Source organism: Halomicronema sp. CCY15110 (genome assembly GCF_016888165.1).
Classification (GTDB): Bacteria; Cyanobacteriota; Cyanobacteriia; order Phormidesmidales; family Phormidesmidaceae; genus Halomicronema.
On sequence record NZ_JACSWC010000438.1, the window covers coordinates 21,789 to 35,176 of the forward strand.

A 13,388-nucleotide genomic window follows, 5' to 3' on the forward strand; every position below is an offset into this window, starting at 1 on the left:
CGATCGCCATCTCAAAGGACGGCGATCGCTTCAGGCCAAATTCACAGTTCTCCAATGAGGTGGAACGTTGATACTTCTTTATGTTGTTCCATGAAAGCTACGATTGAGCTAATCATGGCAACAAACAACTCATTTTTGGGGCGACGAAGCAGACGCAACCACGGGATAAAGAATTGGTCACTATCTAAGTAATTTTGCAGCAACAAAATATCGCTTCGATTTAATTCCAGTTGATCGTAGTGATCGTCTATCGGGCTCCATGCCCCAATTCCGAGTAGAGAGGATATTCGATACATCTCTGAGGCTTGAACCCCAAATTTATACTGGTAGACCAGTTCGGGGTCTCTTCCGGAGAGCCTGCAAGTGATTTGTCTGCCCATCGTTTTTTTCTGTAAGTTCAAATCCCCCCTGTGCCAACAGGCATAAGCTACGCCAAATGTAGTTTCGTTAGCCAGGGCAGGCTGCTCGAAACTGTTAGGGAACAAAACAAGGCTAATATACCCTAAGTCATTCCCTAACAGTTTCGGCAAATCAGTAGGCCATCTCTGCTGATGCCCTGCGTGTTTGTCGTGGCTGGGGCGTTGGCTGCTGTGGCTGCTGCGCCGTCGCCAGCGTTTGTTTGCCCGCCGCGATCGCTGCTTGCATCTGTTGGCGATCGCGCTGGTTAATCATCAGTGCAGGGCTGCGGTAGTCCAAGGGGGGCTTTTCGCTGCTGCCTGTTTCCTGAGTGTAGAGGGCATTGAGTTGCTTGCCCTTTTCAATGATTTCAGCGGTTAAGGGTTCGTTGCCACGAGCGATCGCCACCGCGCACCACTGCCTGAGTTCTTCGCGGGAGGGGGAATAGCCCTCATCAGCGCTGGGCTGAGCCTGGTCGGGTTGCTTCAGCTCGGTGGGATTGCCTTGGTCAGCGCTGGCCGCAGGAGATGCCTGATAGTCCCCTTGCGGCTCTGCGGCCACGGGCGTCACTTCACGGTCGCGGTTACGGTACTGCGTCAAATAGTCCACGCTCTCTGGTGCATCCATGCCGTTATCCACCAGGGCCGCTTGATATGCCGTTGCCTGTTGCAGCAGCCGTGGGTCAGGTTCACCAGTGCCGACGATTTCTTTTAACTGGATGCAGTCGTCTTGCCTACTTTGCTTCGGGGTCACTCGCGCGGTCCATTCACTCTCCTGCTGAGCCAGCTTGAGATAGCGCTTATCGACTCCAACGCTCATCATGAGTTCTGGATCAGCCTGGTCGGGCCGCACGGGAGCATCGAGGCGCATTGCATGGGTGCCGTGCTGCGTCGAGTGCAATGCCCATAGTTCTTCAGGATGTTGCTGGCTGCGTTCCTTGAACTGCGGGAGTACTTCCTCGAAGGGGCGATCAATGTCGAGCACCATCAGGTCAGGGAATCGGGCAAAACTGTGATCTTGGTTTGTGAACTGAGTCGAGCTAACCTCAAGTTGACTCGCGCTGCTGGATGAGGCCATGAAACTGCCGTCCGGCTCAAACGTTGCCAGGGTATCTGCATCGGGCACAGACATTAAATCAAGACGCTCGTTGAGCATGTCCCTCATCGGCTGGTCAACAAACTGAAAGCCCCCAACTGGCTCTCCCTCATATTTGAACTGAATTGGTAGCGGCGCGACATCTCGCTCAAAGTCTTCTAATGCCAATTTATTGGGAAAGTCAATGGTAGCGATCGCTTGCACCACATTTGCTTGAGTTAAAAGCTCAGTGCGATGGGGTAAGCCTCGCTCCTCCGCTGCTTGAACGATCGCCAGTACCTCTGGATCGTCTGTCTGATAATCCCTCACGTCGTCGTTATTGACGAAGCGGTATAGGGAACGGTTAGCGTCGGTTGGCAGTATCGCGGTTTCGGCCTGGGCGACCTGCGGTTCTGGCTCTGGAGCCAGGTCGAGCACTTGCATCGTAGCCGTCTTACCGGACTCAGCAATCTCGATATGCGCCTTGACTGTAGTGCCAATGGGCAGGTGCATCGAGCGAGCCGAAAGCGCCCCAAGCTGTTTTTCCTCACCCTCTGCCGTGACGATCGCTACCGATGGTGGGGTGCGCGTTTCACCATTCCGCTCGTAGCTGAACTCACTGAAACGGGCGGTGTATTCGCCGGGCGGGATCTGCCCTGCTTCATTGCTGTCGTACTGAATACCTGTCAGCGTAATTTCGGGGACAGACTCCAGGCGATCGACAATTTCAGGAGTAAATTTTTTCAGGGCCAGCCCCATGCCGTCACTTTCCCGCCACAGCTCTGAAAGATAAGCCTCGCGTTCCACTTTGGGAATCTCAGCGATCGCGGTATCAACCTCACGGGTGGCCCGCTCCATCATTTCGTCGAGGTCATTTTGTCGGGCAAAGGGGGCCTGAATCTGAGCGCTCGGCTGCTTGATGACAAGGGTGCGCTTCGGCAGGCTTTGCAGGCGCTCGGTTAAATTGTGCTCACTGACGGACTCTGGCGCAACGGGGCCGAGAGTCGTGGTCGTGCGCTCACCGTTGCGGGCAGTGTAGGTCAAATCAGCCACCCACTGCTGTGACTTGCTCTGTTCGTTGCGCCTGACAGAGACTTCCCAATCTGGCTGGGGGCCGTTGGCCCTCCAGATGGGCAGGTCTCCATGTTCGTCTTGCAGCTTCTGAATGACGAGGCTTCTGCCACTGGGAGAGGTGAGCCGTAGAGTCGGCTGCTCGTCTTCCGGGCGCTTCTCCCGCAATCGGTCTTTGGCGGCCTGATAATTAGCGATGCGCTCATTGTAGGTGCGGGCGATCGCTAGGGCCTTCTCTTCCTGCTCCGGTGTGGCCGTCTTAGGAAACAAATCGCGAAACGCCTCGTTCCGCAGCTCTGGCAGGTCAACATCTTTGTAGACGGCATTGACCGCCTCAACATTCCACCCAATCGGCTCTTGAGTGTTGGTGGGCATCGACCGACCATTGGTGTAGGCATTCGGGTCTTTCTGGTTTTGCCGGAGTTCGTGGTCTTTATAGGCCAGCCCTCGGATGAAACCGTGAAGGTCGTCGTCGATGCCTCTGGAGCTTTTGGCAGTATCGACAGCGGTTTGCAGGTTCACCGCATTGGGGCCGTCAACGGCATCGGAGAAGATCTTGGCAGCGTCTTGAAGTTTGCGCTGAATAAACTGTTGGCGTTGTGGAGGAGGAAATGAAGATAGTTTCCTAGAAGCGTTTACTATCTGCTCCATTCGTTCCCGAAATTGATAGGCCGGAAACCCCTGTACCTCCAACTGATAGTCACTGGGGATGTTCAGTTTTCCTTCGTCGGCCTGCTGTAGCTGCTTCGAGAATGACCTAGCAACCTGTCTGAGTAGTCCCTCCTGCTGCTCTTGAGGGGCGTATTGCATCTCCAGGGCAAAGCTCTGTAGGGTCATGCCAGCATTGGCAACTTTCCCCGTGGGATTATCGGTGGTGATTCCCCATGCCCGCCAAGTGGCTGAGGAATGGGATTCATTTGGATGCCAAGGGTGCTTAATTTTTTTCTGCTTGGCAACTTCAGGGGGTTTTTGATCCGGTGCGGTGCGATCAATAAACTCTTTGACCGCTACCGGGTATTCAGCGCGGGCAATGCGGCTTTCTCGACCCTGATCCATCTGCTCAATGAGTTGCCCGATCGCTGCCCGTCCTGCCTCGTACTGCTGCGCTGGGGGCAGGCTTTCGGCATCTGCTAACTGCTGCCGGAGCTGCTGCGGCAGGTCGGGTACGGTTGCCTCATAGCCGACAAAGTAGCCATTGGCATCTCGATCAAAGTCAGTGATGGCGATGTTCTTGGCTGTCCAGGGACTGAGGTAAGCGACTCCGTTTTTGGAAAATGCCTCTCTGTCCTGGGCTCTCAAGTCTTCGGTGTTATTGATGGCGATTGCTGCTGCCCCGACGTTCGGAAAGGGAGAACGGTAGTAGGCCACGATCGCTCCGTGGGGCAAGTCTTTATTGCACACCTCCCACGGTTTCATTTGCGAGTGGTGCTGGGCCATCGCCGAGGGCACCGAAATGCCGCGCACAGCACTCTCTTGCCATTCGCCCTTGATGTCCCGTTCGAGGGCTTTATTGACCTTGCTGAACCCGGTGAGCTGCCCGTATTTATCGGCTTTGATAGTTTCGTATAACCATTCAGATTTAGCTTTGGGGGCATCCTCGCCCATCTCATCAGGGGCTTGGGGGCGTTCCTGCTGCCGGTCTTTCCGCTCGACATAGCGCTGCTGGAGCTGAACCGGATCACCTGCGACCGCTGCTAGCTCTTCAACTTGAGCCTTGATGCGGGGATTAAACTCATGCAGCGTCGCCTCTGGGATGCAGCCTTTGACCTGTGGCCCCACTGCCTGTTGGCCATACTGTCCATCAGATTTGCGGTTGACCCAGAGCTGTGAAACCTCCTGAAGTCCTGGAGTCGATAAGCGCCCATCATCGCCTTTGATATCGTTCGTCGAGATGATGGCATCAACGCCCAGGCGATCGCACCAGCGACTAGCGCCCATCGTGCCTTTCATTAACCCCGGCAGGTCAGGGGTGGCCGCCCGAAACTGCGATACCGTGCGTCCGGCCAGCCCATTGATTTGTCTCTCAGCAGCAGCGGTGGCCGCATCGACTTGCTCCAGGTCTTGACCAATGGCGGTGATGTCTGGGTCTACGCCAGCTTTCTCGAAAGCTTTGGCAGTAATGGCATCGCGCTCCGCATCGGTGATGAGGTCTTTCATGATGCGATGAGGCACCAGCATCGTGCCGTCGCCCATCTTGTCGTACAGGCTTTCAATCTCAGCCTGGGGGATCGGTTGGCCGCGCTTATCGAGTAGCTGGCCGTCACCGTGCGATCGCTGTTCGTCATCGATCACCAGGATGCGGGCCTGCGGCATGGCGGCTGAAGCTATCCCATCAGAGGCGACCAGACTGCCGTAGGCCACAAAGTTGTGGGGAGAGTTGCGATCGCCCGCGTAAATCGGTTCAATGCCTCGCTCAGCATCGCCCTCAGTCATCAGTCGGGCGGTGTCTGGGTCGGTAAAGTACCCAGACCTACCGTTGGTGAAGACCAAGACCTTACCTTCATCTTCGAGTCGCTGGCGATCAGCCTCATTCACGCCATCGTAAAATTTGCCCGTGAAGAACTCGGCTTCGATGCCGTGCGTCTTTAGCCAGTGCTCCAGATAAGAGTTCTCAACCTCCTTGAACTGGCGCTTTTGGGTGCCGCCGATCGGTTCGTGGAGGTCTTGGCCTGTTTTTACGTCAATTTGTCCAATCTGAAAGCTAACCATCTTTTTGGAGAGGTATTTATATGTCTACTCGTGGCCGCTGGTTTCTAGCCATTCGTCGGTGGTATGTATTTGAACGCTGGTGGCCGTTTGTGGCCGTTGGCTTCTAGCCATTTCTGTTCTTGCTGAAATTCAGCCCAGGCTTCTTCTGCTGTAAGCGTTATTGGCGAAAGGTCAATCTCTTCATCCTCCTCATCGCTATCTCGCAAAGGAGGCTCATCGTCATCGAGCACCCCCGCTTCGATTAGCTCGCTAATATCAGCCCCTCCAGACAGCAGGGATTCAACATCTTCATCGCTGCTGGCAAGCTCGGCTCGGTGCATATCGCGGTCAGAAAGGTTGTCTGATGCAGTCATGATCTGTCTCCTAAATTGCTTGACTCCATTGTTAAACCAACTTTTCAGTTTTGCCTGGAAGCCCAGGCTGCACAAAAAAGAATCCCCACCCTCAACCGAGGCTGAGAATGGGGGGCAGAGCCTAGAACTCTTCGTCTTCGTAACCATCGTTGTCGTCGTTAGCCTGGTCGCCCGCCTTGGGCGTCAGGTTGTCAACGCGCAGCGCCTTGACCATAAGGCGGGAGCGGTTCTCACCCGTCGCCTGGTCAGTCCAGCGGGCCTCTGTCAGAGAACCCATGACCGCCACATGCGATCCTTGGCGCAAGTAGTTTGCAACGTATTCCGCCGACTTTCCCCACACCTCTACCGGAATGCGATGCGTGGACTCCTGACGCTCGCCGTTCTTCATGTACCGCTCATTCAGGTACACGAGCATTCGGGAGGTGCAAGCACCGGACTCGAAGTATTTAACTTCAGGGTCGCCGCCAAGGTGGCCAATAATCATTACGTTGTTCATCGTGATCGTTTCCTTGAAATTCAGCTTTCAGTTCTGCCAGGCGTTAGCCGTCTCTCTTTGTGGTTGCGTTTGTTATGTGACCCAAAACTTCAAGCCGATCGCGTAACTCCATTGCAGAAATCACCCTAGCGGGCAGATGTCTATAAGTTGTTACCGTTGAAGATTTCCTGAGTTTTTTTGTAATAAATCTGACCTTCGACAGACTCCTCATACCTAGTCGCTAACGCGATGCGGGGACGCGGTGAAACCGTTTAACCCCTACGAGGAAAGAAACATGGCTCGACGAAATCAACGAACATCGACCCAGGACAAAATCGCTGTGGCTAGAGCAAAGAAAGCCACAGCATTCCGCAAAAAGGCAACCAGCTTAGAGGCCAAAGCGGGGGACAAACTCCGCGATCGCGATATGGGCACCCATCGCAAATTGGCTCAGGCCCTTACCGCCCGTAGAGAAGGGCATCGAATGGTGCAACTGAAAACGGCACTCTCCTATCTGGCTGATGGCCTTGAGGCCGATGCTTTGGACTATCCCTTATCAGCGCTGAGCAAAGTTGCTCAGGTGGAATACGCCGTGAGCGTTGCCGCCCGGTACGGTCTTGATGAGGCCGCGATCGCGCAGCGAGACATGAACGGTCGTTCGCTCTGGGATGTCCAAGGCATTGCGGCTGAATGCCGCCAACCCGAATCAAGTATCGGGATGCTGTACGGAGAGTTGGGCCTGAGTGCCCCGACTGAGATGGTGGCGCTGATTCATCGGCTCCACGACATCATCGAAGGTTCCGGCTGCATTGCTTGGGAGGCTGAGGAACTGCTGCGGCTGCGGGCAGAAGTCCGGTTAAAGAAAATTCCCGGCTTCATTCCCACTCCACCGGCTTTGGTGGACGAGCTGCTGCACTACCTGAACCTACAGGTAGGCGATCGCCTGCTCGAACCCGCTGCGGGTGATGGCGTGATTCTGGAACGGGTGCGAGAGTTCTTTCCTGACATGCCGCTGCACTGCTGCGAGATCAACCTGGATTTGAACCGCATCCTCCAATTAGCTGGCTTCGAGCCAGAATGCCGCGATTATTTCGACTGGGAACCCAGCGAGGGCCAGCGACCGAATAAGATTGCGGCTAATCCCCCATTCGAGGGCCTGGAAGATGCGGACTTCGTTTATCGCATGTGGGAACATCTAGCCCCCGGTGGCCGCCTTGCCACCATCACCAGCAACTCATGGTCGTTCTCTTCTCGGAAGAAGGCGAATGAGTTTCGGGAATGGATGGGCCAAGTGCCACAAATCATCGTGGACAAGGAGAACTCCCGTGATGCCTTCAAGCCCAGCGGCTGCAACATCCTGACGCGATTGCTTGTGCTACAAAAGCCTCAGTAGACCCGTGATGTTTAGCTCTGGAGGGGAAAACCTCTCCAGGGCTAAATTTCTTTCCAGAGATGGGTTGTGCTCCTCATGGATGTATTTTTCCCATGCGAGACGATGAGATGGTCGAGAATCGGGATGCCCATCACCTTGGAAGCAGCCAGTAGCTGCTCGGTCAGCTTAATGTCGTCTTTGCTGGCGCGAGTATCCGATGAGGGATGGTTGTGGGCCACAATCAGGCGCGTGGCTCCCGCCCGCATCGCCACCGCAAATACCTCTCTGGGATGCACCAAAGTCTCAGTCGAAGTGCCTGATGAAATCATCTCGCAAGATAGCAGGCGATGCTTGATATTCAGGCAGGCGATCGCGAATTTCTCGACGGGTTCCCAGGCGATGCAGTTAAAAACTGCTGCCGCTGCCTCTGGAGTATCGACAACCTCTCCGGGCTGAGTTTCTTCGACATAGAGTTGTCGTCCCAGCTCCAGGGCTGCTTGCAATTTCTCCAAACGCCTTTGGGTCAACCGTGGCAAGCTGCCAGAGTGAATCGCCACCCGCAGGCGATCGCGCAAATTTTGCGGCGAGACGGTCACAGCCTCTCCTGCGAGGTCGGCGAGAATGGCTGCGCCCAAGTCATGCCCCAGCAGGGTATCGATCAGGGCTGATAAGTTTGCGGTTTGTGCCGGTCGGTAGGGGCCAGCACAGTCTTTTGCATACATGGCTGTATTCCAATTAAGGTCAGCCCCTCGCGGCGATAGCAAAAAGAAGGCTGGCATCCTTTCGGAGACCAGCAGGGAGGTCTGATATTCAGAACTCGTCGGCAGCGCGGGAATGCTCAAGCGTATCCACGTAGCCAAACGCGAAATGCCGTGTCGGTTTGTGATGGATCAGCTTTCCAGATTCGTCTTTGGGAAGCTCCTTGAGCTTGGTACAGTAGCCCGCCAAATAAGCATCATTGGCATACTGAGGCAGGGTGCCAAAGGCCGCATCGGTTGCGCCCAACGACCTCCATTCACACTGGGCTGCTTCATTAGCCTCGATGCGTTCTTGATCTATTTCGCAGTCGCAATACATGCCGAACTCCTAGTTAAAAGCAGTTCGGCGCGGCGATAGCAGCTAGGCGATCGCTGCAAAATGTTAGGGAATGACACAAGGGTAATTTACCCGAAAACATTCCCTAACACTATCCTGAGTTCACCCCCCTCGGACGGCCCCACACGAACCGCAGCAGAGGGCAACAGCGGTTATCGTCCACCGCATCTGGGGTGAGCCAAACCTCATTGTTTCGCACCACCAGATATTTGCAGCGAATGATGCAGTTCTCAGTGCCTCGCTCCAGAAAGCGATCGCTCAAGAATGGGTTATACGTGAGGTCGATGGGAGCATAGATAATGGGGTCTCCAACTCCAATCAATGTCCCCTGGCCCCAGGCGTGAACGGTTCGCCGCTGCTGGGTGAGTAAGCTGAAACTCACCTACTTTGCGTATTTTGGTGCTGGAACTCCTCTGTTTGCGGGATTCAAGCATGCAATTTGAATGTTAATCAGCTTATTCGCTGGCGAGTTGACTCGACCACGCGAAACCCGACCTCCTAAATCAAAAGTCTATCTTCACCTCCTCTTTATCTCGAAGTGCTGTAATTGTACGCGGCATTTAAGTGATTGCCGCAAATTTGCCGCATTACTGATACATAGAGTTCGGCTACACGTAAATAGCCGCTGCGAGAGCCCCCGCCCCCTTATGTCCCAAAGTTGCTCTCATCCCCCACCGCCCCAAGATTGACCGATAAGATCATGCTTAGCACGTTGCTCCCGCCTCCGAGCGGTGTTGCTGCCAGAGTGCAATCGTGTGAATGTAACTAACCCGATTAGGGGCAGGAAAATCAGGATGCGAAGACCTTATAAAATCGTCGCAATTGTAATAGCGTTGATCGCGGCAGCAGGCTTTTATCGCTATCGCTGGGGCGTTTTAGGGGGGGTGGGCATTGGCCCGCCGCAGAGTGCCTGTGAAAGTGTGGAAGCTTTGGAAACCTACCTAGATACGGGAGGAGAACCGTCGGCATATCTGTGGCGAACACCGCTCATTATGTGTGCAGCAGAAGCTGGCAATAAGGAAGTAGTAGCTGAACTAATTGAGGTTGGCGCTGATGTTAATGCTCAAAAAACATCGCCAAAGATAATACCAGGATATTCTAGTGAGACAGGCTTGACTGCGTTGCACGTAGCCGCCAGAGACAATCGTCTAGAGATGGTGGATTTATTGCTTGACAATGGAGCCAATGCTAATCTGAGCGGCCCTGCGAATGAGTCACCACTCAATTTAGCCATATCTTTCGGTAAGTCTGAAAGCTTGCGAATCTTTCTTGATTCAGAGACGGATAATTACAAGTTTGATTCTGGCAGCCTTTCAAGCGCAGCCCGTCAAGGCCATTTAGAAATTTTTGAAATTTTGATAGGGCAAGGATTTGAACTTGAGAACGAATACAAAAATTCATTACGAAGCGCTATTAGGAGCAACGAACTAAATGTTGTAAAGTTTTTGGTTGCTAATGATATAGAGATATCCAGCAGTCTTCATTTTGCTATCCAAAGCAAGAGTCTCGAAATGTTGGAGTTCTTAATCAGTACTGGAAGCGACGTCAATGAAATAAGCACGGAGGGCGATGCCCCCCTGCATCTCACTGTGGCTAGAGAACTGACCGAAGCGACGAAGATATTAGTTGATAACGGAGCCGATATCAATCTTGAGAATGCTGAAGACAAGACGCCACTAGATTTAGCCATTGCTCAAGGCGATCAAGAAATAGAAGAATTTTTGAGATCGCGAGGGGGCGTAGGTCACGGCAATCGGCACGTTTTCGACGGCCTCTAACTGCTCGTTGTCGAACCCCTCAACGAAACCGTTGGGGTTGGGGTCTGCGGCGACGCCTTTGGGCAGGTCGGCAAATCGCACTTGCGAACTCACCTTGCCGCCCATCATCACCATTGCCAGTCGCCCATAGGCAAAGTGGCGAAGGTTGACCACCCGCACCAGCTGCCCGATTCTGAATCCAGTATGCTTAGGCATTAAAAAATCCTCATTCAGCAGGGCTCCCTGGCGATAGCGGCTGAATGATGGCGTCGGTTATTGCTCTAAGCTTTCGATCTGATCACTGCCGCATTCTTCGCAGACAGTTTCCTCGCTGGTATTCCAGGTGTAGCCGCAGTCGAGGCATCGCACAGGGCCACTAAGGGGCTGTGCTTCTTCTTCCTGTCGCTCATCCTCGTCTTCCTCTTCAGGCTCATCGTCCCAATGAGGCGGGTAGGCGAGCTTCCAGGCGTCATATCCGGGTAGGGACATTTAAAGAACCTCATTCAGCATGGCTACCCGGCGATAGCGGCTGAATGAGGAAATGCTTATTTCATGAATAGCTCGAAGGACATGATGGTGGTTGCATCCGAGTCAATGCCAGCCGCAATGTCGCCAGCATCGACCATATCGGCTGCGCGAACCAGCACCGTGCCCTTAACGGTCGTGGCATGTTTGTGGGAAATCACAACAAAATATTTCATTGTTCAGCCTCCTCCAAGAGAAACTGATAGAGTCGATCAGCCCCTTCCGCACGAGTTAGCCCTTGGTTAAAGTGAGCGCTGTAGTCCCACTCCATTCGGCTAGCCTCATCAATAGCGCTATCGCCTATGCACTTCGCGACAATCTCATCGACCTGGGCGCACCATTCGTCAAACTCATCATCACCAGCTTGAGAGATGGCATTCTCCAGGATTGAGAGAAATGGCGCGAGGGGTAATTCTCGTCTGTGAGCACGGATGAGATCTCGTGCTGCTTCGATCACCTGGTAATCGCTATCCATCGCAGGATTCCTTTACGAACGTCCCAGCCGCAAAGCGATAGCCAAAAAACGCCCTACCACTGCTGACAGGTCACTACATCTAAGAGATCCGACTGTGCGGCATCGATGCCCGTGAGAAAGACCAGCAGTTTGGTATCGAGTCCCGTGACCACCTACGATCGCTAATCGATCGGTGTGGTCTAACCCCAATGCCCTTAAACCTTGGGACTATAGGCAGAAACAATGATGGGGCATGGCTAAAATTCCCGACTGCGATCGCTGTCATCTCGATGCTCACAGTCCCTATCTGGTTTGCAGTGTCCATCCCACCGGGCCAGAGGGCGATAGTTGTGCTGACTTTGAGGCCGTGGACGTGAGACAGCCCATCGGCGGTGGTTATTATGACGGTGACTGGATACCGCAGCTGTTTCCAGTCACCCAGCCCGAGCAACAGCAAACGTTATTAGATGAGCACCCCCTGTTTACGGGGCGGTGTCCTGAGTGTGAGATGCTCATCCCTGCTAATCCGCCCCGGCACGAGTGGCACTGTGGTCACTGTGGTTGGCGACTTCAGGACTGAGACATAATAAGCGTCTTAACCTGCCTCTACAGTTGGTTTAGGCGGCGGCTCATCTTCTCCACTGATTCGGGTTCGGTCTTGACCAGGTAGGCCGCAATCGCCCCCCTCACCGTAATTTCTCCACCTTCCAAGCACTCTCAACTCCAGCCTTCCCAACTTTCACAAACCTAAATCCATAACGCTCTAGCTCCGAACCGTTCAATGTTTTCAGTCCTAGCAGTTGCGCTAACTCACCAGTGGGGAGTTGCCATCCATTCGCGGCGATTTCCTCCAGTTGTCGATACCGAACCAGTGGGTCAGGTGGGGGCTGATTGGCCGCGATCAAACTGGCCAGCAAAGCTAACTCTGAGGGGATTGAACCAGTCGGAATAATGTTACTGTCCTGTGTCCTGTCTGACTGTCCTATAGGATTCATCGGACGAGTTTCAGGAGGAATATTGAGCACCATATCTGCAGCATCAGCAACAGTCTCTCCTTGCTGGCTGATGAGGACGTGTAGAGAGTCCATCAACTCTAGCAGTTGCCCACCCACATAGGCTTTCTTACCTCGCTTCTCAGGAACGAGAGTTGGGTCACGCTGCTTGAGCGCATCCAGGCGTGAGTAAACTTGCGATCGCGCCACATTGTAGCGATCTGGTAGTTCGGCAACAGGCAGTCCAATGTCAGTCATAACTCCCTCCAGCACACATCCAAAGGATACTCCTGACCTGTCTCTTGACCTGTCCTCTGTTTTGTACTGTCTTGTGTCCTGCTGATTGTGACCTGTCTTGTTTTATTTTCTTCCTCGACCTGTCTGATGTCCTGTACTGCCCTGGCCTCATTGAAAAACGAAGGTTTCCCCGTCTTTAGGAATGACTTATGAATGAGTCCTGTAGCTGTCTTGCTCTGTTCGATTGTGAAACTGTCCTGTCTTCATTCCTGCGCATGTCCTATAATTTGTCCTGTGCAGTTCTCGCGCACTCTCCGCACATTCCACCGCACAAGAGAGCGCACGAAACCGCACACCGTAAACCCTTGAAAACAAGGACTTTGGACAATTATGATCATACCTGAGCACGATTTCAATACGGTTGAGAGTGCAGAACCCGCACAGGACGCGCACATTGCTGCACAGTTGCCGCACGAAGTTATTGATGCGGAATTGGTTGAGGATTCTGGCATTGGTCATCCGGCTCCATATACCTCGACTGAGCTGGCGACTGAGTTAGAGATCGCAGAATCGACCCTCAGAACCCGATGGTTGCCGTGGATTCAGAAGGTGGCCCCGGTCGAACTGCTGGTAGATGATTCCGGTTATAGCGAGCTGGCGCGATCGCTGTTCCGGGAGTTTTCCCAATTGTCTACAAAGAAAGCGGAGCGAGAACGCTGGGTCAGTGAAGCTAAACAACGCTACAGCCGGGAGTTCATGCCCGGTGGCGTGACGTCGGAAGGCGTGTCTGAGGAGTTGGGTGGTGCCCTCGCCTTACTCCGCGACCAGGGCAGCAAGTTACAGACTGCCGCCGATGAACAATTAGCCGAACTGCAAGC

At 53.8% G+C, this 13,388-nt stretch carries 16 protein-coding genes; 4 read left to right on the plus strand and 12 right to left on the minus strand.

All coding sequences use genetic code 11. The annotated features are described in order from the left end of the window. Positions 1–41: 41 nt before the first annotated feature. The 4 genes from JUK32_RS26735 to JUK32_RS26750 form a co-directional block, all read right to left on the minus strand. Positions 42–530, minus strand: a complete 489-nt coding sequence (locus tag JUK32_RS26735) for a hypothetical protein (RefSeq protein ID WP_204141939.1) — start codon at positions 528–530, stop codon at positions 42–44. 1 nt (position 531) lies between these two features. Then, on the minus strand, positions 532–5,250 hold the full coding sequence (locus JUK32_RS26740; protein WP_204141940.1) for a hypothetical protein: 4,719 nt from the start codon (positions 5,248–5,250) through the stop codon (positions 532–534). A 44-nt stretch (positions 5,251–5,294) separates the two neighbouring features. Then, the gene (locus tag JUK32_RS26745; RefSeq protein ID WP_204141941.1) at positions 5,295–5,603 is read right to left on the minus strand and encodes a hypothetical protein; all 309 of its coding nucleotides are present in this window, start codon (positions 5,601–5,603) and stop codon (positions 5,295–5,297) included. Positions 5,604–5,724: 121 nt separating this feature from the next. Then, complete coding sequence (locus tag JUK32_RS26750) at positions 5,725–6,099, minus strand: single-stranded DNA-binding protein (RefSeq protein WP_204141942.1); 375 nt, start codon at positions 6,097–6,099, stop codon at positions 5,725–5,727. Positions 6,100–6,373: 274 nt separating this feature from the next. Between JUK32_RS26750 and JUK32_RS26755 the strand changes: the two genes are divergently transcribed. Continuing rightward, on the plus strand, positions 6,374–7,471 hold the full coding sequence (locus tag JUK32_RS26755; protein WP_204141943.1) for a class I SAM-dependent methyltransferase: 1,098 nt from the start codon (positions 6,374–6,376) through the stop codon (positions 7,469–7,471). Between the two features lie 41 nt (positions 7,472–7,512). Here the strand turns inward: JUK32_RS26755 and JUK32_RS26760 are convergent, their stop codons facing one another. From JUK32_RS26760 to JUK32_RS26770, 3 genes are all read right to left on the minus strand, one after another. Further along, positions 7,513–8,172: a RadC family protein gene (locus JUK32_RS26760; protein WP_204141944.1), complete on the minus strand. Its 660-nt coding sequence runs from the start codon at positions 8,170–8,172 to the stop codon at positions 7,513–7,515. A gap of 88 nt (positions 8,173–8,260) precedes the next feature. Continuing rightward, positions 8,261–8,455, minus strand: coding sequence for a hypothetical protein (locus JUK32_RS26765; protein WP_204141945.1), 195 nt, complete (start codon positions 8,453–8,455; stop codon positions 8,261–8,263). A gap of 181 nt (positions 8,456–8,636) precedes the next feature. Next, positions 8,637–8,927 (minus strand): hypothetical protein, encoded by a 291-nt coding sequence (locus JUK32_RS26770; protein WP_204141946.1) that lies wholly within the window; start codon positions 8,925–8,927, stop codon positions 8,637–8,639. 412 nt (positions 8,928–9,339) lie between these two features. Here JUK32_RS26770 and JUK32_RS26775 point away from each other — a divergent pair, with 412 nt between their 5' ends. Continuing rightward, positions 9,340–10,323 carry an ankyrin repeat domain-containing protein gene (locus tag JUK32_RS26775; RefSeq protein ID WP_204141947.1) on the plus strand — a complete coding sequence of 328 codons (984 nt, stop codon included), beginning with the start codon at positions 9,340–9,342 and terminating at the stop codon, positions 10,321–10,323. On the opposite strand, the gene JUK32_RS26780 is transcribed toward JUK32_RS26775, so the two are convergent. From JUK32_RS26780 to JUK32_RS26795, 4 genes are read right to left on the minus strand one after another with little or no spacing between them, the layout of a single operon-like run. Beyond that, positions 10,228–10,518: a hypothetical protein gene (locus JUK32_RS26780; RefSeq protein WP_204141948.1), complete on the minus strand. Its 291-nt coding sequence runs from the start codon at positions 10,516–10,518 to the stop codon at positions 10,228–10,230. The two genes, JUK32_RS26775 and JUK32_RS26780, sit on opposite strands and share 96 nt — an antisense overlap. Positions 10,519–10,575: 57 nt before the next feature. After that, positions 10,576–10,791 carry a hypothetical protein gene (locus JUK32_RS26785; RefSeq protein ID WP_204141949.1) on the minus strand — a complete coding sequence of 72 codons (216 nt, stop codon included), beginning with the start codon at positions 10,789–10,791 and terminating at the stop codon, positions 10,576–10,578. A 56-nt stretch (positions 10,792–10,847) separates the two neighbouring features. Next, a complete protein-coding gene (locus JUK32_RS26790) occupies positions 10,848–11,003 on the minus strand; it encodes a hypothetical protein (RefSeq protein WP_204141950.1) in 156 nt (51 codons plus the stop codon). After that, on the minus strand, positions 11,000–11,302 hold the full coding sequence (locus JUK32_RS26795; protein WP_204141951.1) for a hypothetical protein: 303 nt from the start codon (positions 11,300–11,302) through the stop codon (positions 11,000–11,002). Before JUK32_RS26795 ends, JUK32_RS26790 begins: the two co-directional genes overlap by 4 nt. Positions 11,303–11,534: 232 nt before the next feature. Between JUK32_RS26795 and JUK32_RS26800 the strand changes: the two genes are divergently transcribed. Then, complete coding sequence (locus JUK32_RS26800) at positions 11,535–11,861, plus strand: hypothetical protein (RefSeq protein WP_204141952.1); 327 nt, start codon at positions 11,535–11,537, stop codon at positions 11,859–11,861. Between the two features lie 106 nt (positions 11,862–11,967). Here JUK32_RS26800 and JUK32_RS26805 read toward each other — a convergent pair whose 3' ends face one another. Beyond that, entirely contained in the window at positions 11,968–12,531 is a 564-nt protein-coding gene (locus JUK32_RS26805; RefSeq protein ID WP_204141953.1) for a hypothetical protein, read from the minus strand. Between the two features lie 369 nt (positions 12,532–12,900). On the opposite strand from JUK32_RS26805, the gene JUK32_RS26810 reads away from it, so the two are divergent. Then, a partial coding sequence (locus tag JUK32_RS26810; protein WP_204141954.1) for a hypothetical protein occupies positions 12,901–13,388 on the plus strand: 488 nt, incomplete at its 3' end.

Bases quoted from the DNA above. Each gene is read 5' to 3' on its own strand.
- JUK32_RS26740 (WP_204141940.1), bottom strand. From the start codon at position 5,250: ATGGTTAGCTTTCAGATTGGACAAATTGACGTAAAAACAGGCCAAGAC.
- JUK32_RS26745 (WP_204141941.1), bottom strand. From the start codon at position 5,603: ATGACTGCATCAGACAACCTTTCTGACCGCGATATGCACCGAGCCGAG.
- JUK32_RS26750 (WP_204141942.1), bottom strand. From the start codon at position 6,099: ATGAACAACGTAATGATTATTGGCCACCTTGGCGGCGACCCTGAAGTT.
- JUK32_RS26755 (WP_204141943.1), top strand. From the start codon at position 6,374: ATGGCTCGACGAAATCAACGAACATCGACCCAGGACAAAATCGCTGTG.
- JUK32_RS26760 (WP_204141944.1), bottom strand. From the start codon at position 8,172: ATGTATGCAAAAGACTGTGCTGGCCCCTACCGACCGGCACAAACCGCA.
- JUK32_RS26775 (WP_204141947.1), top strand. From the start codon at position 9,340: ATGCGAAGACCTTATAAAATCGTCGCAATTGTAATAGCGTTGATCGCG.
- JUK32_RS26780 (WP_204141948.1), bottom strand. From the start codon at position 10,518: ATGCCTAAGCATACTGGATTCAGAATCGGGCAGCTGGTGCGGGTGGTC.
- JUK32_RS26785 (WP_204141949.1), bottom strand. From the start codon at position 10,791: ATGTCCCTACCCGGATATGACGCCTGGAAGCTCGCCTACCCGCCTCAT.
- JUK32_RS26790 (WP_204141950.1), bottom strand. From the start codon at position 11,003: ATGAAATATTTTGTTGTGATTTCCCACAAACATGCCACGACCGTTAAG.
- JUK32_RS26795 (WP_204141951.1), bottom strand. From the start codon at position 11,302: ATGGATAGCGATTACCAGGTGATCGAAGCAGCACGAGATCTCATCCGT.
- JUK32_RS26800 (WP_204141952.1), top strand. From the start codon at position 11,535: ATGGCTAAAATTCCCGACTGCGATCGCTGTCATCTCGATGCTCACAGT.
- JUK32_RS26805 (WP_204141953.1), bottom strand. From the start codon at position 12,531: ATGACTGACATTGGACTGCCTGTTGCCGAACTACCAGATCGCTACAAT.